We start from the raw sequence: 18,789 nt of genomic DNA on the forward strand, positions 1-18,789 counted from the left end.
TTGTCGCGCCGGCCGTCGCCGGCGGAAGGCTATGCAGTTGAAGGCGTACGCCCTTGGGTGCATACTGAGCTCCATGGAGATTCACCGGTCGCGGCAGTTCAAGGCCTGGGTCGATGACCTGGTTGCGAAGGCTAAGTCCGGCGATCAGCGTGCCGTGCGGATGGCTAAGCATGTGTACGACGAACTCAGCTACCTCAAGACCCTCGATGAGGAACCTGAGGACGACACCGCCACGCTCAAGCGTGTCCGGCAGAGTCGGCAGCATCCGGTGTGGAGACTGTCGCACCCGTTCGATCCGCAGATGGCAGTCCGCATCATCTGTTGGTTCGACGAGCAGTCCAGGTCCGTGGTCGTCGCCCTCTTCGCCGCTGACAAGGCTGCGATGGGGGACGTGTTCTACGACAGCGTCGGCCCGCGTGCCGACCAGGCGATCGACCAGTGGAAGCGCGAGAACGAGGGGACAGACCATGACTGAGAAGCACGACCAGTTCGCTCCCGCCGACGACGTGTTCGAGGCACTGGAGTCGATCCCGGGCCTGAACGACGACCGCGACGAGCGAGACGCAGCCCGCGAGCAGATGGAACGCGAGCACGCCATAGGGCTTGCCACCATCCGTCAGGTCGCCGCCCTGACCCAGGCAGAGGTGGCCCGCAAGATGGGCGTGCGCCAGACAAGCATCTCCCGGCTGGAGGCCCGCCCGGACATGCTCCTGTCAACGCTCAAGGCCTACTTCGACGCCGTCGGCGCCGAGGCGACCGTCACGATCCGCATTGGAAACGTCGAGCACAAGGTCGCCCTGGACGAGATCGTCGGCCGGGCCTGACCGCCACCTCGGCGCGAGTGTGCGGGAGCGGTTCGGGATCGAGAACCGCCACGACGCGTTCGATCTGGTCGTCGAGCAACCGCACGGCGATGTCCTGAAGTCCTTCCTTGCGACGCCAAGCCGCCTACTTCCCTTGGTCGATATCCCCGTAGCCGGCCATGAGCTCGCTGATCGGAGCGTGGTTTGCGGTAGCCGGCTACCGATTCGGCAGTCTGGCACGGATCGTGTACAGATAATTCGAGCTGCTGACGCTTCGTCCCGCCCGGCACGCGGCGGCCTCGACCGTGTCGGCGAGTCGTGCCGTCCATCCGAGCGAGGACCGCGTTCACCGGGATGTGGGCCCGGTTGTTGCCAGGCCAGAGGCGTGGGTAAGCGTTCCGCGTCTCCCCCGCGAGTCCGCACACAGTCCGCAAGAAACCACGAACGGCCGTCGGGCCCCAACCATGCCATCGGCCGGCACCGTTGGAATTCCAACGGTCCCGGCCGATGCCGTGTTCAGCCGTGCCGCCACGTTGTCCCAGCAACACTTACCCGGCGTATGGGCTGGCTCGTCCGCTTCGCGGGGCCCGACTTGCTGTTGGCGAGGAGGGCGCCGGGTCCGCAAGATTGACGCCGAGGACTACGACGACGCCGCCCTCTACTGCCACAGCTTCCTACAACCACAGGAGGTATCGCCGTCGGCGCTGCGCTCTACGATGCCAACGTGTCCGACGACGAGACCGGGCGCCTTGATGCCCGCGTGATTCCACCGCGCCGGTCGCCTACGGCTAGCATCTCGGGCGTGACACAGCGTCTTCGTGCCTTCGATCCAGAGTCGGACGAGTGGCACTGGCTGGAGTTCGAAGACGACGGCGAGCCGCTGCGACACATCGTGTTCTCCGGCGACGAGCCGACCGTCGCGGGCCGGACCGCTGACCGGCTGGCGCTCAGGGACCAGTTCGGGATTCCGGGGGATGAGTTGTACGAGGCGGTGTACGGAGCGATGACGTACACCAACCTTCTGGACGCGGAGTTCCCGCCCGATCCGCGGCTGCCGTCACCGCCGAGGAGTTCGACCGGGTCTTCGGTGGCGCCCATGATCGCCTCCGGCGCAGAAGGCTGACGACGGGACGTTTCGCCGAGGGCGCCCGCGTTCGGGGGACCTTTGAAGAGCTGCCCTGGCCCCGCGGTCGCACCGGTGTTCCGGTCACGCTGGACGACGGGCTGCCAGGTTTCGTCGATGCCCTCTGGTTCTTCCGAACTGGAGCGTCCTGGCCCGAGCCGGGGACGAGAACTGAATTCGAGATCGAACAGGTACGGCAGTGGCAGATCCGGCTACGGCCGACAGCTACGCCAACTTCCGGGCCCGACTGGCCGCAGCCGTACACATGGTGATGCCCCGACCAGCCGTGGCTGACGAGCCACTGGTGGCATCGTGATCGTCGGCGGCTGGCCCGCCGGTGGCGGGGTCAACCGGCGGGCGGTCAGTCCGCGTCGGTACACATTGGGTACACATGAGCGCCGTCTCGGCCCATCCGATGCCGGCCTCTCCAACGCGCCGTAACCGCCGGAGAACCGCAGAACCCCAACGTTCTCGCGGTGCCCAACCAATCCGCCGGACACCGCGAGCCATACCACCCCACTCTCCAGGAGAACCCGGCGTGGGCCGGCTCGTCCGCTCTCGACGGCCTGACCGCAGCAGGCGCCGTGCCGACCAGCTCTCTCGAGCATTCAGGTCCCTACTCGTCCCAGGCGGTGAGCAGACGGTCAGGCCCGATGATCGTCATCCCGCCGAGCGACGCCTCGCTGCGGGACACTGCCACGAGGGGGGTCTCGTCCGTGGCTCCCGGCAACTGCGAGCGATGAACGACGAGTCGCGTGGCGTCACGGTGATCGAACGGCCGGTTCTCCAGCCACTTGATCGAGCCTACGAACGTCAGAGTCTTGGCGATCGGCTCGCGGTCGGCTCCGACCAGGTCGATCTCGGGGTCGTTGGTCCGCGTCCAGTAGCCCCCCACGACGTTGGTTCCGGGTGCGATCTCGTCATCCGCGAATCGCCAGAGTGCATCGCGGATCACGGGCTCGATCGCCCTTCCGCGCCAGGTCGTCCACTGCTTTCGCACGGTTTCGAACACTCGGTCACCGCGTCCGCGTTCGATCTGAGCGATCCCAGGCTGGACGAAGGACAGCCAGAACCGGAGGTACGGGTCGTCGATCCAGTAGCGGGTCTCCTTGCTAGGCCTGGTAGACAGCGGCGTTCGAGCCACGACGGCGCGACGTTCGATGAGAAGCTGCAGTGATCTGTTCAAGACGTTCGGTCCGATGCCGGACGCTCGCGCGATCAGCGAGTACGTGCGCTCGCCATGCCCGATGGCCGAGAGGACCGATCTGGCCTGGGCTTCGGTGGGAAACTCGGCGGCCAGCGTGCGCTCACCGCTCACGAGGAGTGCCGACGTGGGGTCATGCAGCCCACGTTCCAGGTAGTTCCACAGCCCTTCTCCCGTGTCCCACTCGGTCAGGAGGAGAGGCAGCCCACCCGTCACAAGGTGCGCATCGAACGCGTCTGCGGCCTGGAGGTCAAGCATCGACGCGACGTCGGAGGGCGTCAAAGGTGGAACGATCAGTTCCGTGCCGCGCTGGTAGAAGGGGCGTCCATGGGTATTGAGGCGTTCCATCATGGCGATGTCGGACCCGATCAGCAGTAGCAGGACCGGCAGCTTCGACAGGGTTCTGTCGAATGCCTTCTGGAGTGCCCCCTCGAACGCTGGGTCGTCGCGGACGAGATAGGGCAGCTCATCGATCACGACAATGCTCGGCGAGTCCTGTGGCAAAACCGACGCCAGGACACGGAACGCTGCGTCCCAGGTGGTGGGATCGGCGAAGTCTGCCGCGGACGGGCCCTCCGGGAGGTCTGAGACGGTGATTTCTTGGACGAAGCCCACCAGGTCCTCGTCTCGATTGCCGCCGACCGCGGTGAAGAAGAGGTGAGGCACGTCGGCCCGCTCGACGAACTGCTCCACGAGGCGTGACTTGCCGACACGCCGTCGTCCACGGATCAGTACTGCTTGGCCGGCGGGCCCTCGCCCGCTGGCACGCACCTTGTTGAGCTTGCCAGCAAGGATGGCGAGCTCCCGTTCGCGACCGATGAACCCGTCCATGATGCTCCAGATACTCTCGTTGGTGAGAGTCTCATCAGAGAGACTCTCACCAACGAGGGTATCCCTCCGATCGCTTTGCGCAACCAGGCCCGAGCCGAGCGACGCCACGAGACGGAACGCAGCCGTGCGCATCCGAGGTAGGTGCCCAGATCGGATGAGCCACAACGATGGCCACTGGGCGGGTCCAGCGGAGAGTGCCTGCGTGAGTGGGGCTGGGCACGTATGCGCCCGAGCGGACAGCGTCGAGCATCGCCGTGGGCGCCCCGCCCACCGTTCCGGAGGGCGCATCGGGGGAAGCCCCCAGCCTTCCGGGAGTCCGCACACCGTTCGCAAGAGGTCCACGAACCGCCGTCGGACCCCCGTGTCTGCCCGGCAGCACTTACCCGGCGTATGGGCCGGCTCGTCCGACGGGCAGGGCGTGCACGCCCGGTACCACGCCGTCTGTCCGGCGTCGGATGCCGGTACCTGTCGGACCGCCGCCTGGATGTCCCCGGCGACAACCGCGTCATGGTCCACCACTGCGACGTCCATGCCCGCCTGCCGTGCGGCGACGGCCTCACGCGCGAAGCGGGCGCCCGGCGGACTCCAGGATCTGCAGGAACGCCGTCGTCGCAGGTGTCGGGTTGAACTCGCTCCACGCCAGGTACTCCACGCGACGCGGGCCGTCGGTGATCGGCACGGTGACGATCCCGGCCGTGCCGGCGGCCACCGCGGACGGCAACAGCGCGATGGCCAGGCCCTGGCGGACGATCCGCACCATCAGGTCGAGCTCGGAAGCTTCGAACGCGACATCCCGTGCGAGGCGCGCGGCCGCGAACGCCCGGTCGCTCTGTATGCGCCCCGGCGAGTCGACGGGGAAGTCGACGTACACCTCCTCGGCGAGCCGGCGCATGCTCACCCGTGCCTTCCCGGCCAGCGGGTGGCTCTCAGGTACGACGGCGACGTGCCGGTCCCGGGCCAGGATCCGGGATCGCACACCTCGCGGCTCGTCGTCCTCCGGCAACCCGAGGACGGCGATGTCGAGATCACCCGCGGCCACCCGAACCGTCATCTCGTTGCTGGCCCCCGCGCGGAGGGCGACTCTCACCTCGGGGTGACGTTCGCGAAACGACTCCAGCGCGGCCGGGATGTCGAGCGCGGCGACGGTCGGGATCATCCCCACCGCGAGCCGCCCGCGCACCACGCCCACAGCCGCTGCCGCCTCGGCCGCGGCCCGCTCCGCGGCCTCGAGCGACTGACGTGCGGCCGGGAGGAACGCCTCGCCCGCAGGCGTCAGCTCCACCCGCCGGCTGGTGCGAGCGAACAGCTTCACCCCGAGCTCGCGCTCCAGCCCGGCGATGCGATGGCTCAGGGCGGACTGCACGACGAAGCACCGTTCGGCGGCCCGAGTGAAGTTTCGGGTCTCGGCCACGGCGATCACGTAGCGCATCTGCTGCAGATCCATTCATCAATCGTGCATCACGATGGAAACCATGAAAACCATGTGTTGGACTCATAGCTGCTGAAGCACGAGGCTCAAGACATGCCCACGAACGCGACGCTCCAGCGCACACCTGTCGTCCGGCCGCCGGCAGCGCCCCGCGCCGGCCACCTGAGTACCGTCCTCCTCGTCGTTCTGACCGCGCTCGCACCGATGGCTTGGGGTACGACGTACGCCGTCACCACGGAACTGCTGCCTCCGGACCACCCGCTGTTCGCGTCCCTGATGCGCTCGCTGCCGCTGGGTCTGCTGGCCGTCGTCATCACCCGTACCCTGCCGCGTGGCGACTGGTGGTGGAAGGTCCCGGTGCTCGGTGTGCTCAACATCGGCGCCTTCTTCCCTCTGCTGTTCATCACGGCGGAACGCCTCCCTGGCGGCGTCGCCGCGACGCTCGGCGCGGCCCAGCCGCTCGTCGTCGCCGGCCTCGCGGTGGTGGTGGTCGGTGAGAAGGCCTCGGCATGGCGGCTGGCATGGGGTGTCGCCGGGGTTGTCGGCGTCGCGCTCGTCGTGCTGGGGCCGGGCGCCGGTCTCGACGTGCTCGGCATCGTCACGGGCCTGGGAGGCGCCGTCACCATGGGGGTCGGCGTCACCCTCACGAAGCGCTGGGGCCGGCCGGCGGGCGTGGGCCCGTTCACGTACGCGGGATGGTTGCTTGCCGGTGGGGGACTGTTCCTGCTTCCGCTGGTCGCCCTGATCGAGGGTGCGCCGCCGCACATCGACGGGCAGGGACTGGCGGGATACCTGTGGCTCGGAACCGTCGGCGGCCTGATCGCCTACGTCCTGTGGTTCCGCGGCATCGGCCGGCTACCGGTCACGGCCGCCGCACTGCTCGCGTTGCTCTCCCCGCTCGTCGCGGCCCTGCTCGGTGTGGTGCTGCTCGGTGAGACATTCACGCCGATCCAGCTCACCGGGTTCGCCCTCGCGCTCACCGCGCTGGTCGCCGGACAGTTCAACCGTTCGTTCCCGACACTTCGCCGCCTTCGGTCGGGGCCGCACCGCTCCCGCCCGGGACGCTGACGCCAGGTGCTCCGCGAGGCGTGACCGGCCGACGCGCCGTCGTTCACGGATCAGTACTGCCTGGCCGGCAGGCCCGGTGCGACGGCCGTGTGGTTGCGTAGGCTTACGGACCGTGGTCGGTATGGAAACACTGGGAGAGTTCCTGCGGAGCCGCCGCGCCTCGCTGGAGCCGTCCGGCGTCGGCCTGCCGGCTGGGCAGCGCCGGCGCGTACCGGGCTTGCGGCGCGAGGAGGTTGCACTTCTGGCCAACATCAGCCCTGAGTACTACGTGCGCCTGGAGCAGGGGCGTGATGTGAAGCCGTCGATCGAGGTGCTCGAGGGGATAGCTTCGGCGTTCCGGTTGACCGAGGATGAGACGCGATACCTGATCGGGCTCACCTACCCGGAACGAGATCGGCGAGATTCCGGCCGGATCGAGACGGTGGCGCCTGAGACGATCGATCTGATGGAGGCCTGGCCGATGACACCGGCCTACATCACCGGCCCGGAGGCGACGGTCATGGCTTCGAACGCGGCGGCACGGATGCTGTCTCCCTCGTTCGCACCCGGCGTGAACACCTACGTCGCGCTCTTCTGCGATCCCGCTGTGCGCGAGCTCTATGCCGACTGGGATCAGGCGACTGCCAAGGCGGTCGAGCAATTGCGGGCAGCGGCCACCGGAACTGCCGCCACCCCGCGTCTCAGGGAACTGATCGACCGCCTTCGCGCGCACAGCGACCGCTTCCGCATGCTGTGGGAGCAGCGTGCGGTTCGGAACACCTCGACCGGGATCACTCGGTTCCGTCATCCACGGGTCGGTGCCATCGAGCTGCGCTACGAGAAGCTGACCCTGGGAGCCTCACATCAGCTGATGGTCGTCTACCATGCCCGACCGGGGAGCGCGGACGAGTCAGCGCTCCGGACGCTTCTCACGTCGGGCACTGTGGAGTAGGTCGGTTCAGGTTGGCGCGTCGGTCGGAAGGACACCGGTTCGGAGGAGGCCGAGGCCTCTCAGTGCGGAGGCGGTGGCGGACAAGGCTTCCACGTTGCTGCGCGGTTCCCAGCCCAGAACGTCTCGCGCCTTCGCGCTGCTGACCCGCCGTACCTTGCCGAGTTCGGTGACCATCCCCTGGAGTCCGGCGTTGCGTCTGGCTGCGAACCGGATCATTCCATCAGGAAGGACGAAGGACCGTGCACCCGGTCCCTTGCGTCCTACTGCATGGCGGAGGGTCTCGGCCACACGCCGGAACGGAAGCGGTTCGCCGACCGAGGCCAAGAACCGTTCTCCGGCGGCTTCTGGGGCAGTCATTGCGCGGAGGTGCAGGTCGGCAACGTCGCGCACGTCCACCACGGTGGTCGCCAGCCGCGGCACGCCCCGCATTCCCGTGAGCATCTGGGCTGCCAGCCGCGTCGAGGCAGACAGGTCGGGAGTCACCGGTGGCCCGAAGATCCCGACCGGGTTGACCACCGACAACTCCATCGACCCGCCCCCGCGCTCCATGAAGTCCCACGCCGCACGCTCCGCCAGAGCCTTGGACTTGATGTAGGGCGCGATCGGGCCGTCGATGTCGGTCCAGTCCGATTCGGTGAACTCACGGTCGGTCGGCGGGTGGCCATAGCCCACCGCCGCGAACGACGAGGTCAGCACCACCCGCTCGACACCGGCCGTGCGGGCCGCGCGGATGACGCGCAGGGCTCCATCGCGTGCGGGGCGGATGATCTCGTTCTCGTCGGTGGGAACGGCGACAGGGAAGGGGGAGGCCACGTGAAGGACGTACCGCACGCCGTCGGCGGCGTCGGCCCATCCCTCGTCCGAGGAGAGGTCGGCGCTCACGAATCCGATCTCCGGCGGCACCTCGAAGCCGCTGGCGCGCTGTACGGCAGTGCGCACTTCCTCGGCGCGTTCCGGATTCCGCAACGTCGTCCGCACCCCGTGGCCGCGAGCAAGTAGCTGAGCGAGCAGATGAACCGCGAGGAACCCGCTCCCTCCGGTCACCAGAACCGGAGCTGTTCCCGAGAGGCTCGTAGGCGAGGGGTCGATGTCCATGGTCCCCACCGTTGCTCCCCCTGAAGAACTCATCCAGGCCGGGCAATTCCTGGTACCGGCGGGGACAGGCTGAGTGACGCTCAGGTCCGATCGCTCCACGCAGGTGCTCCGATGTGGCGTCCGCCAGGCCCGTCCTCAAGCACGTCCCTGCCCCCTCCGGAGGGAGTGTCGGTCACCCTCGCTACTGTGCGGAGCCATGGACGGAACATGGACGTCTGCGCAGGTCGAGGCGGTTGCACCAGATGCAAAGTCCCTCGCGGCGGCGCGGAAACAGGTGGCGGGGACGAAGTGGTCGAACGATGGCTTCGGCGGCGGGTCGGCCCTGCTGTGGGGGGAGTGCGCCGGGTCGGGCAAGAAGCCGTACCAGGTCTGCATCGACCTGGACGAGCCCGCGTACAAGTGCTCGTGCCCGAGCCGCAAGTTCCCGTGCAAGCACGCGCTGGCGCTGCTGCTGCGCTGGAGCGAGGGCTCCGTCGCCGAGCAGGCCGAGGCTGCGCAGTTCGCCGACGAGTGGCGCACGGCGCGCGCTGGGCGCGTCGCGAAGAAGGAGGCGCGCGAGAACGCGCCGCAGACGGAAGCGCAGAAGGCGGCCGCCCGGCGCCGGGCGGACGAGCGCGCCGAGCGTGTCGCACAGGGCGTGGCAGACCTGACCCGCTGGCTGGATGATCAGGCCGCGGGCGGCATCGCGGCCCTCGGCCGGTCCGGTTACCGCGCCTTCGACGACGTCGCGGCCCGTCTCGTGGACGCGCAGGCTCCGGGGCTGGCAGCCGCGGTCCGGCGGTGCGGCTCGGTCGCGGCATCGGGCAGCGGCTGGGAGGAGCGGCTGCTCGCCGAGCTCGGGCTGCTGCGCCTGCTCGTCTCCGCGGCCGGCAAGCTCGACGAGCTCCCCGGCCCGCTCGCGGACACCGTTCGCTCCCGGCTCGGCCTGGCGCCGTCGTCCGACGACGTGCTCGCGGGCACGCCCGTCCGTGACACGTGGGAGGTGGTCGGCCTGCGTGACACGGCCGAGGACAGGCTCACCGCACGCGCCGTGTGGCTGCGCGGCCGGGACACCGGCCGCCCGGCGCTCGTGCTCTCGTTCGCGGCAGCCGGCGCCGCGCTCCCGGTGGATCTGGTGCCCGGCACGGCCGTCGACGCCGACCTGTGCTTCTATCCGGGTGCGTTGCCCCTGCGGGCACTGGCGCGCGAGCGGCACTCCCCGGTGATGCCGCTGGCCGGGGCGCCGTCGTCGGTGATGTCGCTCCCGGACGCGTTCGACGAGCTGGCGGGCGCGCTGGGCTCCGACCCGTGGCTGGACCGCTACCCGCTGGTGGTGCACGGCACGTTGCGCGCCGGGTCTCCGTGGCGGCTGGAGGGCGCGGGCGTCAGCGTGCCGTTCGTGCGGGACGTCCGGCCGTGGGAACTGCTGGCGGCGGGCGGCGGCGCGGAATGTCCCGTCGTGGTGGAGTGGACGCCGCAGGGCCTGATCCCGCTCGCGGTCCACACGGCCGACGGCATGGTCACCGGGGCGGAGGCGCGGGCATGAGCACCTGGAACCAGATTCTTTCCGCCGCCCTCGTGGGGACGGACCGGCGCCCCTGCGTCCTGCCCGGTGAGGACCCCGTGCTCGGCGGCGTGCTGCCGCCCGGTCCGACCGATGCGGCGGGTCTGCTGCACGCGGCCGGTTCGCTCACGCTCGCGGGGCGGGCATCGGCAGGGGCTTCCGGCACGACGCACCAGGAGGGAACCGAGGTCGTCATGGCGGTGTCCGGCGACGCACCGCCTCCCGAGCGGGACGATCGTGCGGCGGTGCCCCGTCCTGCGTCGCGGCGCCTGGCCGGGCTGCTGTCCGGCTCGCAGTCCGAGGAGAACCAGCGCCTGGTCGTGGCCTGGCTGCGCCTGGCCGAGGAGACGGATCGGCGGGTGCCGTACGACCAGCTGCCCGCATTGCTCGATCTCGGGACCCGGCGGCGCGACGCCCGCGGTCCGGTACTCGCTCTCGGCGGCCCGCGGGCCCGCTGGCTGGCAGCACACGACCTTCAGCGGTGGTCGTGGGTCGTGCGCGCCTCCGGTGACCGGCCAGGAACGCCGTCGTCGGACCTCATCGACGTGTCCGACAGGTCGGTGTGGGACGACGGCGACGTGCACGCCAAGGTCGCCTGTCTCGCCGCGCTGCGGGCACAGGACCCGGCTGCGGGCCGTGCCCTGCTGCTGGAGTCGTGGGGCGAACTGCGTGCCACGGACCTCGCGATGCTCGTCCCCGTGGTTCGGGACACGCTGGAGCCTGCGGACGAGGAATGGCTGGAGCGCGCGCTCGACGCCGGTGTCCGGGCCCGCGAGGCGGCGGCTTCACTGCTGCTGAGGCTTCCCGGCAGTGGGCTCGTGGGCCGGATGGGCGACCGGGTCCGCTCGTGGGTGTCGGACGCCGACGGCGTCCTGCAGGTCGCGCTGCCACATGACCTGGACGCGGACCTGCGGCGTGACGGGATCGTGCTCAAGCCGCCCGCCTCGACCCGGCAGGGACAACGGGCCTGGTGGTTCGAGCAGGTGGTGGCGGCCGCCCCGCTCGACGCCTGGACCGGTCTCGCCCACGACCCCGCGGAGCTCCCGGATCGAAAGATCGTCCCGGACCTCGGTGCGGAACTGTGCCGGGGCCTGGCCCGCGCGGCCGCCCGCGAGGAGGACTTCGTGACGGCCGTGCGGCTGGGAACCGACCCGCGCGCCGGCCACGACTTCCTGCGGGAGATCGCCGGGACGCTCGACGCGGAGGCCGCCGCGGTCGTCGCCGTCGCGCTGCTGCGATCCGGTGGCGCTCGCGTGGCCCGCATCGATCTCGTCCTCGACGCGGTAGCCGCACCTTGGCCGGACGACGTGTCGGACGCCGTCCTCGACTACCTGACGCCGTCGAAGGGCAGGCGCAGGCGCTGGGTGGACGACGTCGCCGTCGCAGCTCGCACGGGCCTGCCCCTGTCCCGGCTGGACCGGGTCCGGGAGATCGCGGATGCCGGCACGTCGCACCCCTACCTCGACGAACTCGCCGAACACCTGGAGACCATCACGGCGATGCGCGCCGAGCTGCACGCCGAACCGCACGCCACGACGGCGACATCAACGCCTTGACCTCACTCGCAAGACCGACGAACACCACCCCGAAGGAGCACCAGTGACCCTGACCGACACCGCACCCGCCGTGATGCGGCCGCACGCCGAGGACGTCTACGCCGAGGAGCTGGCGCTCCTCGCGGAACAGGACGACAGGCAGCGCCCGCCCGGCTGGCGCCTGTCCCCACAGGCGGTGGTGACCTACCTGCTGGGCGACGGCGACAGGATCACGCCGAAGTACATCGGCGACCGGCGGCTCATGGAGGTCGCGGTCGCAACCCTGGCGACCGACCGCTCCCTGCTCCTGATCGGTGTCCCCGGCACGGCCAAGACGTGGGTGTCGGAGCACCTCTCCGCGGCGGTCAGCGGCGACTCGACCCTCCTGGTGCAGGGCACCGCCGGCACGCCCGAGGAGGCGATCCGGTACGGCTGGAACTACGCGAAGCTGCTGGCCGAGGGGCCGTCACCGGCCGCCGTCGTCCCGAGCCCGATGATGCGAGCGATGGAGACCGGCGCCGTCGCCCGTGTCGAGGAGCTGACCCGCATCCCGTCGGACGTGCAGGACACGCTCATCACCATCCTGTCCGAGAAGAGCCTGCCGATCCCCGAACTCGGCACCGAGGTGCAGGCGGCCAAGGGCTTCACCGTCATCGCGACGGCGAACGACCGCGACCGCGGCGTCAACGAGCTGTCCAGCGCCCTGCGCCGTCGCTTCAACACCGTGGTGCTGCCCGTCCCGGGCAGCGTGGACGAGGAGGTCGAGATCGTCTCGCGTCGCGTCGCGTCGCTCGGCCGCGCGCTGGAGATCCCCGCCGTCGAGGACACCGCGACCGAGATCCGCCGTGTGGTCACCGTGTTCCGCGAGCTGCGCGACGGCGTGACGTCGGACGGCCGGACAAAGGTGAAGAGCCCGTCGGGCACGATGTCGGTCGCGGAGGCGATCTCCGTGGTCACAGCCGGTATGACGCTCGCGGCGCACTTCGGCGACGGCGTGCTGCGCCCGGCCGACGTCGCGTCCGGCATCCGTGGCGCCGTCGTCCGTGACCCGGCCGCGGACGGCCCGGTCTGGCGGGAGTACCTGGAGACGGTCGCGCGGGAGCGCGACGGCTGGCACTCCTTCTACACCGCCGCTCGGGAGCAGGGATGACCTCCACGGCGACGACATCACCGGCGGCCGGGTCCTCGGCCGCCGGCAGCAGCCGGGTCGAGGTGCTCGGCATCCGCCACCACGGGCCGGGTTCGGCCCGGTCCGTGGTGCGGGCGCTGGAGGCGCTGCGGCCCGACGTCGTCCTCATCGAGGGACCGCCCGAGGCGGACGACGTCGCGGGGCTCGCGGGTGACCCCGGCCTCGTACCGCCCGTCGCGCTGCTCGCCCACGCCCCGACACCGAAGCGCGGCAGGGCGGCGTCCGGTGACGCGGCCGACGGTTCCGGCGCGACACCGGAACCGCAGCGCCCGCGCGCGGCGTTCTGGCCGTTCGCCGTCTTCTCCCCGGAGTGGCAGGCCCTGCGGTGGGCCGCCGGGAACGACGTCCCCGTGCGGTTCATCGACCTGCCCGCCGCGGCACACCTCACCCTGGACATCACGGACGACACCTCGTCGGACGACCATCCGGTACCACTGCACGAGGACCCGCTCGCCCGTCTGGCGGCCGCGGCCGGCTACGGCGACGCGGAGCGCTGGTGGGAGGACCTGGTCGAGCACCGCACGGGCGACCTCGCGGTGTTCGAGGCCGTCGCCGAGGCCATGGCCGCGCTCCGCGAGGACGAGACGATCCGCCACCGCGACGCTCTGCGCGAGGCGCACATGCGCCTGCGCCTGCGCGCCGCGATCAAGGACGGCGCCGAGCGCATCGTCGTCGTGTGCGGCGCCTGGCATGTGCCTGCCCTGACCGGCAAGCTCCCGCCCGCCGCGAAGGACACCGCGCTGCTGCGCCCGTTCCTCAAGGAACTCAAGGACACGGGCCACGCGAAGGCGACCGTCACCTGGGTGCCGTGGTCCCACGGCAGGCTCGCCACCCGTACGGGGTACGGCGCGGGCGTCACCTCGCCGGGCTGGTACCACCACATGTTCACGGCGGCGGACCGTCCCGTGGAACGCTGGCTCGCCCATGCGGGCGAGCTCCTGCGGGGCGAGGGCCTCCCGGTCTCCTCCGCACACCTCATCGAGGGTGTCCGCCTCGCGGACACGCTCGCCGCGTTGCGTGGCCGGCCCGCGACGGGCCTCGACGAGGCCACCGACGCGATCCGTTCGGTCCTGGTCGACGGCGACGACGTGCGCCTCGCGCTGGTCCGTGACCAGCTGGAGGTCGGCGAGCGGCTCGGTGAGGTCCCGCCGGAGGCCCCCGCCGGCCCGCTCGAACGCGATCTCGCCGCCCGCACCAAGACGCTTCGCCTGCCACGCCAGGCCCTCGCGAAGCAGGTGGACCTCGACCTGCGCAAGCCCACCGACCTGGAGCGCAGCCGCCTGCTGCACCAGCTCACGCTGCTCGGGGTCGCGTGGGGGCGGCAGGTCGGCACGTCCGGCAAGGGCACCTTCAAGGAAGGATGGGAGGTGGAATGGGACCCGGGGCTCGCGGTCGACCTCGTGGCGGCCGGGGTGCACGGCACCACGGTCGCGGACGCGGCGTCGGGCAAGGTCCTGCACGACGCCGCCCGCACCGGCCTGGCGGGCATCGCGCGCCTGGTGGAGGGCGCCCTGCTGGCGGACCTGTCCGCCGCCCTGCCACCCCTGCTGGACACGCTGCGCGACCAGGCCGCGCTCGGGCATGACTCCGACGCCCTGCTCGACGCGATCCCGGCCCTGGCCCGCACCTTGCGGTACGGCGACGTGCGCGGGACGTCCCCCGGCTCGCTTCGTATCGTGCTGACCAGCCTGTTCACCCGGGCCCGTACCGCGCTGCCCGCCGCCGTCGTCGCCCTCGACGACGATGCCGCGGCGGCGCTGGTCCCGCGGCTGCGCGAGGTCTCCGCGGCGGTGTCGCTGCTCGGACGGAACGAGCGCGCGCACTCCGAGCCCGACGGGTCGGCGTCGCCGGGCGACGACACGGCCGGCGGCCTGCGTGGCGAGTGGCTTGACGGGCTCGCCCGGATCGCGGACCGTGACGACCTGCACGGCCTCGTCGCGGGCTGGATCGCCCGCACGCTGCGCGACGAGCAGGCGGCGACCTCCGAGCAGACGCAGGCCCGCCTGTCGCGGTTTCTCAGCCCGGGCACGCCCGCACGCACGGCGGCCGCCTTCATCGAGGGGTTCGTCGGATCGTCCGGCCTGATCCTCGTGCACGACGCCGCGCTGCTCGCGCTCGTCGACCGTTGGCTCTCAAGCCTGTCCGACGACGCGTTCGTGCAGGTGCTGCCCCTGTTGCGCCGCTCCTTCGCGCGGTTCGACGCGCCCGAGCGGCGCGCCGTCGGAGAGCGGGTCGCCGGCCGTGGCGGCTCGGGCGAGCGCTCCGCCGTTCCCCTGCACCCCGAGCGGGTCGCCCGGGTGCTGCCCGTCCTCGCCACCATCCTGGAGAAGAAATGACGAACGAACCGGACGCACGCGGCGGCAACGACGGTGCGGGAACCGAGCGGCTGCGCCGCTGGCGTCTCGTGCTCGGCGGCGGGCAGGGGGACGGCACGGGCTGCCGGCTGTCGGGCCGGGACGCCGCGATGGACGGCGTGCTCGCCGCCCTCTACCAGGCAGGCGACGACGGCGCGCAGGGTGCGGGCGGCGAGGCGGGGCAGCGCGCCGGCGGCCTGGGCTCCTCGGCCCCGCACGTCGCCCGCTGGCTGGACGACGTGCGGGAGTACTTCCCGTCGACGGTCGTCCAGGTCATGCAGGCCGACGCGATCGAGCGTCTCGACCTGCACCGGCTCCTGCTCGAACCCGAGATGCTGGAGGCGGTCCAGCCGGACGTGCACCTCGTGGGCACCTTGCTGTCCCTGAAGAACGCGCTGCCCCAGAAGGCGCGCGCCACCGCCCGCGCCGTCGTCGCGAAGGTCGTCGCGGAACTCGAGGCGAAGCTCGCGCAACGCACCAGGTCCGCGGTGAAGGGTGCGATCGACCGGTCGGCGCGGATCTCCCGCCCGCGGCACCACGAGATCGACTGGAACCGCACCATTCGCGCCAACCTCAAGCACTACCAGGAGGACTACCGCACTGTCATCCCCGAGCGGCTCATCGGCTACGGCCGCTCCCAGCGCGGGATGCAGCGGGACGTGGTGCTGTGCATCGACCAGTCGGGCTCGATGGCCGCGTCGGTCGTGTACGCGGGGGTGTTCGGCGCGGTGCTCGCCTCGATGCGCGCGCTGCGGACCTCGCTCGTCGTGTTCGACACCAGCGTCGTCGACCTCACCGACCAGCTCGACGACCCCGTCGAGGTCCTGTTCGGTACGCAGCTCGGCGGCGGCACCGACATCAACCGGGCCCTGGCCTACTGCGAGGGCTTGGTCACCCGTCCGGCGGACTCGATCGTCGTGCTCATCAGCGACCTGTACGAGGGCGGCGTCCGCGAGGAGATGCTGCGGCGGGTGGCACGCATGACCGCTGCCGGCGTGCAGGTCGTCGTGCTGCTCGCGCTGAGCGACGAGGGAGCGCCGTCGTACGACCGGACGAACGCGGCCGCGCTCGCCGAACTCGGCGTCCCCGCGTTCGCCTGCACCCCGGACCTCTTCCCGGACGTGATGGCGGCGGCGATCGAACGTCGCAGCCTGGCGCCCTTCGTCCCGGACCCGGACGGCGGGCCCGCGCGGCGCTGAGGGCTCGTGGCTGTGCCCGTCACCTGCTCCGGAGGCTCGGCCGCCTCTGGATGATCCGCGGCAGTGAATTGCGCCGGTTCGTGCCGCTCGTGCCGCGTGAAGAGGACGTGACGTCGCGGCTCCACGCGAGCGTGAGCGCACTACGCACCGATCTCCGGCGCGGGTGGCGCGGCACGGTCGTGCCGCGCCATCAGAGGGGGATACCTGAGACGCTGGAGGCATGTCCCGTGACCCGAACATCCCCGACGCGTTCGACGTCTACACCGTCGTCGTCCTGCGGCGCCCGCCGGACGCCCCGGAGATCTCGGACGAGGAACTCGCGCTCCTGCAGGCGCGCCACCTCGCCTACCGTGCGGAACTGGCACGGCAAGGGCTGGTCGTCGCGAACGGGCCGTTCGACGAGCGGAGCGACCCGTCCTTTCGCGGCATGTCGATCTTCGCCTGCGACCTGGCCGAGGCCGCTCGCCTGTCGGACGGTGACCCGTCCGTCGTCGCGGGAAGGCTCACCTACGACGTGCTGGAGTGGTGGGTCGGTGCCGGGTCGCTGGCGTTTCCGCTCAGTGACCGGCCGGTCGGTCGTCGCCGCGCGATGCCCGACTGATCCCCGCCGCGCTCACCCCCGCCGCGCTCACCCCTGGCGCGCTCACCCCCGCCGCGCGACCCGGACCGGTTCCCAGGCGAACCCGTCCGGGTCGGTGAACTCCCCGAGGTCGCTGTTCACGGCGAGGCGGTGGGACCCGGAACTCTCCGGCGGCACACCGGCGTCCTTGGCCAGCGCACGGTACTTGTACAGGCCGAGCCCGATCGGGCTGGAACCCAGGTCGAAGTCGACGTACGAGCCGAAGCTCCTGCCCACGGTCAGGCCGCGGTCGGCATAGAACTTCTTGCTCGCCGGCACGTTCGCGACCCCGATCAGGAGCACGATCTGGTCGACCTGGCGGGATGCCGGGCCGGAGTCCTTCTTGGCGGAGGTCGCGAGCTTCCAGATGGCGCCGTCGGGCGCCTGGACCACGCCGCCGTGGCCCCACAGCGACTTGGTGACGGGCTTGAGGACGGTGGCTCCCGCGCCGACCGCGGACTCGAACAGGGCGTTGACGTTCGCGGGCTGGGAGGAGATGAGCGACAGGTGGTACCCGCGGAACCCGCTCGTGGGGGCGTCGGTCTCGCGGAGGTGGAGCCTGTCGCCGAGTCCGAAGGCGGTGTCGTAGAAGGTGTGTGCGGTGCTGAGGTCGGTCACCCCGAGGGTGACGGAGTCGATGTTCGTCATGGCCATCACGCTAGGTCCGGGCCGACGGCGAGCGCTTCTCGATTCCTGACCGACCGGTCGATCGTGGCCGGCCGTCGTCTCGTTCGGCACCCGACCGATGATTCTGCGCGGCAGGTGGGGTCAGCCGTGGCATGATTCCAACGATCACGAAAATCCTGGTTCCCGACGGCGCCGGGGCCTCTCTCGCCGTCCGCGCCGTGGCTGGCCGGGGAGCTGGTGGCGAGGGCCAGAACGCCCGGGTGCTCCGTGTCGCGCACGGGCTGGCGGGCCGGTGTGGCGGGCCGGTGCCCCGATGACCACGGTTGCCGTCAACGGTGTCGACCTGGGCATCGAGTCGTTCGGCGAGGACGACGCGCCACTCGTGCTGCTCGTGGGCGGTACGACGATGCTTTCCTGGCCCGATGCGCTGTGCGAGCGGCTCGCGGACGGCGGGCGCCGGGTGGTCCGTTACGACCTGCGTGACAGCGGGGAGTCGACGACGGCTGACCCGGAGGAACCTGCCTACACCCTGCGCGACCTCGCCGCCGATGCGGCCGCTCTCGTCGAGGAGCTCGGGGGCGGGCCCGCCCTGCTGGCCGGGGTCGGCGTCGGGGGGATGGTCGCCCAGGTGGCCGTGCTGGACCATCCCCACGCGTTCTCGGCGCTGACGCTCGTAGGCACCCGCGCGGTCGCACCGGGACCGCCGGACGACGACCTCCCCGACCACGACCAGACGGCCATAGGCCGCTTGTTCGCGCGTTCGATGCCCCGGTGGGACGATCGCGAGGCGGTCGCGGAGTTCGTCGCGGACGGTGCCGCGATTCTGGGCGACGACCCTGTTGCGGCCCGCGCGACCGCGGCACGCGTCTGGGATCGCGCACCGGGGACGACGCCCTCGGTCCAGATGGCAAACCAGATGGGTCTGGTCTTCTCCCGGCTCGACTGCACGCCTCGCTGGCGCGAGCGCCTGCCGGAGATCGCCGTCCCCGCGCTCGTCGTCCACGGACGTCGCAACCGGTTCTTCGCATTCGGCAACGGTGAGGCGATCGCACGCGAGATTCCCGGGGCGCGGTTGCTCGTTCTGGAGGAGGTCGCCACCGCGATCCCGGATGCGGCAACGCGGGAGGTCGCCGAGGCGATGCTGGCCCTCGGGCAGGGGGTGGCCGTCCGGGACCGGTCGCCACGCTAGGTCCCGGCGCCGGCGTCCCCACAGCTGGCTCAGGCGTTGCTGAGCAGGTC

General features: G+C 71.1%; 16 protein-coding genes. 12 read left to right on the forward strand and 4 right to left on the reverse strand.

Annotation, left to right across the window (positions count from 1 at the left end; genetic code table 11):
• Nucleotides 1-73 precede the first annotated feature (73 nt).
• From HGK34_RS08005 to HGK34_RS08015, 3 genes are all read left to right on the forward strand, one after another.
• On the forward strand, nucleotides 74-475 hold the full coding sequence (locus HGK34_RS08005; RefSeq protein WP_201846051.1) for a hypothetical protein: 402 nt from the start codon (nucleotides 74-76) through the stop codon (nucleotides 473-475).
• Nucleotides 468-824, forward strand: a complete 357-nt coding sequence (locus HGK34_RS08010) for a helix-turn-helix domain-containing protein (RefSeq protein ID WP_201846052.1) — start codon at nucleotides 468-470, stop codon at nucleotides 822-824. The genes HGK34_RS08005 and HGK34_RS08010 overlap by 8 nt, the downstream gene beginning before the upstream one ends.
• Before the next feature lie 703 nt (nucleotides 825-1,527).
• The gene (locus tag HGK34_RS08015) at nucleotides 1,528-1,926 is read left to right on the forward strand and encodes a hypothetical protein (RefSeq protein ID WP_201846053.1); all 399 of its coding nucleotides are present in this window, start codon (nucleotides 1,528-1,530) and stop codon (nucleotides 1,924-1,926) included.
• Nucleotides 1,927-2,542: 616 nt separating this feature from the next.
• Here the strand turns inward: HGK34_RS08015 and HGK34_RS08020 are convergent.
• Together HGK34_RS08020 and HGK34_RS08025 are read right to left on the reverse strand one after the other, a co-directional pair.
• Nucleotides 2,543-3,961, reverse strand: coding sequence for an ATP-binding protein (locus HGK34_RS08020; protein ID WP_201846054.1), 1,419 nt, complete (start codon nucleotides 3,959-3,961; stop codon nucleotides 2,543-2,545).
• A gap of 556 nt (nucleotides 3,962-4,517) precedes the next feature.
• On the reverse strand, nucleotides 4,518-5,405 hold the full coding sequence (locus HGK34_RS08025; RefSeq protein ID WP_201846055.1) for a LysR family transcriptional regulator: 888 nt from the start codon (nucleotides 5,403-5,405) through the stop codon (nucleotides 4,518-4,520).
• Nucleotides 5,406-5,483: 78 nt separating this feature from the next.
• Between HGK34_RS08025 and HGK34_RS08030 the strand changes: the two genes are divergently transcribed.
• Both HGK34_RS08030 and HGK34_RS08035 read left to right on the forward strand, forming a co-directional pair.
• A complete protein-coding gene (locus tag HGK34_RS08030) occupies nucleotides 5,484-6,458 on the forward strand; it encodes an EamA family transporter (RefSeq protein ID WP_201846056.1) in 975 nt (324 codons plus the stop codon).
• Nucleotides 6,459-6,579: 121 nt separating this feature from the next.
• On the forward strand, nucleotides 6,580-7,389 hold the full coding sequence (locus tag HGK34_RS08035) for a helix-turn-helix domain-containing protein (protein ID WP_201846057.1): 810 nt from the start codon (nucleotides 6,580-6,582) through the stop codon (nucleotides 7,387-7,389).
• A gap of 6 nt (nucleotides 7,390-7,395) precedes the next feature.
• On the opposite strand, the gene HGK34_RS08040 is transcribed toward HGK34_RS08035, so the two are convergent.
• The gene (locus HGK34_RS08040) at nucleotides 7,396-8,484 is read right to left on the reverse strand and encodes an SDR family oxidoreductase (protein WP_201846058.1); all 1,089 of its coding nucleotides are present in this window, start codon (nucleotides 8,482-8,484) and stop codon (nucleotides 7,396-7,398) included.
• Between the two features lie 196 nt (nucleotides 8,485-8,680).
• Here HGK34_RS08040 and HGK34_RS08045 point away from each other — a divergent pair, with 196 nt between their 5' ends.
• The 6 genes from HGK34_RS08045 to HGK34_RS08070 all read left to right on the forward strand — a co-directional run bounded on the left by HGK34_RS08045 (nucleotide 8,681) and on the right by HGK34_RS08070 (nucleotide 16,905).
• Nucleotides 8,681-10,009, forward strand: coding sequence for an SWIM zinc finger family protein (locus HGK34_RS08045; protein WP_201846059.1), 1,329 nt, complete (start codon nucleotides 8,681-8,683; stop codon nucleotides 10,007-10,009).
• Entirely contained in the window at nucleotides 10,006-11,583 is a 1,578-nt protein-coding gene (locus HGK34_RS08050; protein WP_201846060.1) for a DUF5691 domain-containing protein, read from the forward strand. The genes HGK34_RS08045 and HGK34_RS08050 overlap by 4 nt, the downstream gene beginning before the upstream one ends.
• Nucleotides 11,584-11,626: 43 nt before the next feature.
• Entirely contained in the window at nucleotides 11,627-12,712 is a 1,086-nt protein-coding gene (locus HGK34_RS08055) for an ATP-binding protein (RefSeq protein ID WP_307815855.1), read from the forward strand.
• Nucleotides 12,709-15,087 carry a DUF5682 family protein gene (locus HGK34_RS08060; RefSeq protein ID WP_201846061.1) on the forward strand — a complete coding sequence of 793 codons (2,379 nt, stop codon included), beginning with the start codon at nucleotides 12,709-12,711 and terminating at the stop codon, nucleotides 15,085-15,087. The genes HGK34_RS08055 and HGK34_RS08060 overlap by 4 nt, the downstream gene beginning before the upstream one ends.
• Nucleotides 15,084-16,304, forward strand: a complete 1,221-nt coding sequence (locus tag HGK34_RS08065; protein WP_201846062.1) for a VWA domain-containing protein — start codon at nucleotides 15,084-15,086, stop codon at nucleotides 16,302-16,304. The genes HGK34_RS08060 and HGK34_RS08065 overlap by 4 nt, the downstream gene beginning before the upstream one ends.
• Nucleotides 16,305-16,524: 220 nt before the next feature.
• Nucleotides 16,525-16,905 carry a YciI family protein gene (locus HGK34_RS08070; protein WP_201846063.1) on the forward strand — a complete coding sequence of 127 codons (381 nt, stop codon included), beginning with the start codon at nucleotides 16,525-16,527 and terminating at the stop codon, nucleotides 16,903-16,905.
• Nucleotides 16,906-16,947: 42 nt separating this feature from the next.
• On the opposite strand, the gene HGK34_RS08075 is transcribed toward HGK34_RS08070, so the two are convergent.
• Nucleotides 16,948-17,571 carry a VOC family protein gene (locus HGK34_RS08075; protein WP_201846064.1) on the reverse strand — a complete coding sequence of 208 codons (624 nt, stop codon included), beginning with the start codon at nucleotides 17,569-17,571 and terminating at the stop codon, nucleotides 16,948-16,950.
• Between the two features lie 292 nt (nucleotides 17,572-17,863).
• Between HGK34_RS08075 and HGK34_RS08080 the strand changes: the two genes are divergently transcribed.
• Complete coding sequence (locus tag HGK34_RS08080) at nucleotides 17,864-18,739, forward strand: alpha/beta fold hydrolase (RefSeq protein WP_201846065.1); 876 nt, start codon at nucleotides 17,864-17,866, stop codon at nucleotides 18,737-18,739.
• Nucleotides 18,740-18,789 lie beyond the last annotated feature (50 nt).

The sequence above is a fragment of the Myceligenerans indicum genome, assembly GCF_016742955.1.
In the GTDB taxonomy this organism is placed as follows: domain Bacteria; phylum Actinomycetota; class Actinomycetes; order Actinomycetales; family Cellulomonadaceae; genus Myceligenerans; species Myceligenerans indicum.

What these genes read in the sequence shown, in the direction of transcription:
- HGK34_RS08020 (WP_201846054.1), bottom strand. Translation starts at nt 3,961, where the DNA reads ATGGACGGGTTCATCGGTCGCGAACGGGAGCTCGCCATCCTTGCTGGC.
- HGK34_RS08025 (WP_201846055.1), bottom strand. Translation starts at nt 5,405, where the DNA reads ATGGATCTGCAGCAGATGCGCTACGTGATCGCCGTGGCCGAGACCCGA.
- HGK34_RS08005 (WP_201846051.1), top strand. Translation starts at nt 74, where the DNA reads ATGGAGATTCACCGGTCGCGGCAGTTCAAGGCCTGGGTCGATGACCTG.
- HGK34_RS08060 (WP_201846061.1), top strand. Translation starts at nt 12,709, where the DNA reads ATGACCTCCACGGCGACGACATCACCGGCGGCCGGGTCCTCGGCCGCC.
- HGK34_RS08010 (WP_201846052.1), top strand. Translation starts at nt 468, where the DNA reads ATGACTGAGAAGCACGACCAGTTCGCTCCCGCCGACGACGTGTTCGAG.
- HGK34_RS08050 (WP_201846060.1), top strand. Translation starts at nt 10,006, where the DNA reads ATGAGCACCTGGAACCAGATTCTTTCCGCCGCCCTCGTGGGGACGGAC.
- HGK34_RS08080 (WP_201846065.1), top strand. Translation starts at nt 17,864, where the DNA reads ATGACCACGGTTGCCGTCAACGGTGTCGACCTGGGCATCGAGTCGTTC.
- HGK34_RS08030 (WP_201846056.1), top strand. Translation starts at nt 5,484, where the DNA reads ATGCCCACGAACGCGACGCTCCAGCGCACACCTGTCGTCCGGCCGCCG.
- HGK34_RS08045 (WP_201846059.1), top strand. Translation starts at nt 8,681, where the DNA reads ATGGACGGAACATGGACGTCTGCGCAGGTCGAGGCGGTTGCACCAGAT.
- HGK34_RS08040 (WP_201846058.1), bottom strand. Translation starts at nt 8,484, where the DNA reads ATGGACATCGACCCCTCGCCTACGAGCCTCTCGGGAACAGCTCCGGTT.
- HGK34_RS08070 (WP_201846063.1), top strand. Translation starts at nt 16,525, where the DNA reads ATGTCCCGTGACCCGAACATCCCCGACGCGTTCGACGTCTACACCGTC.
- HGK34_RS08065 (WP_201846062.1), top strand. Translation starts at nt 15,084, where the DNA reads ATGACGAACGAACCGGACGCACGCGGCGGCAACGACGGTGCGGGAACC.
- HGK34_RS08075 (WP_201846064.1), bottom strand. Translation starts at nt 17,571, where the DNA reads ATGACGAACATCGACTCCGTCACCCTCGGGGTGACCGACCTCAGCACC.
- HGK34_RS08035 (WP_201846057.1), top strand. Translation starts at nt 6,580, where the DNA reads ATGGAAACACTGGGAGAGTTCCTGCGGAGCCGCCGCGCCTCGCTGGAG.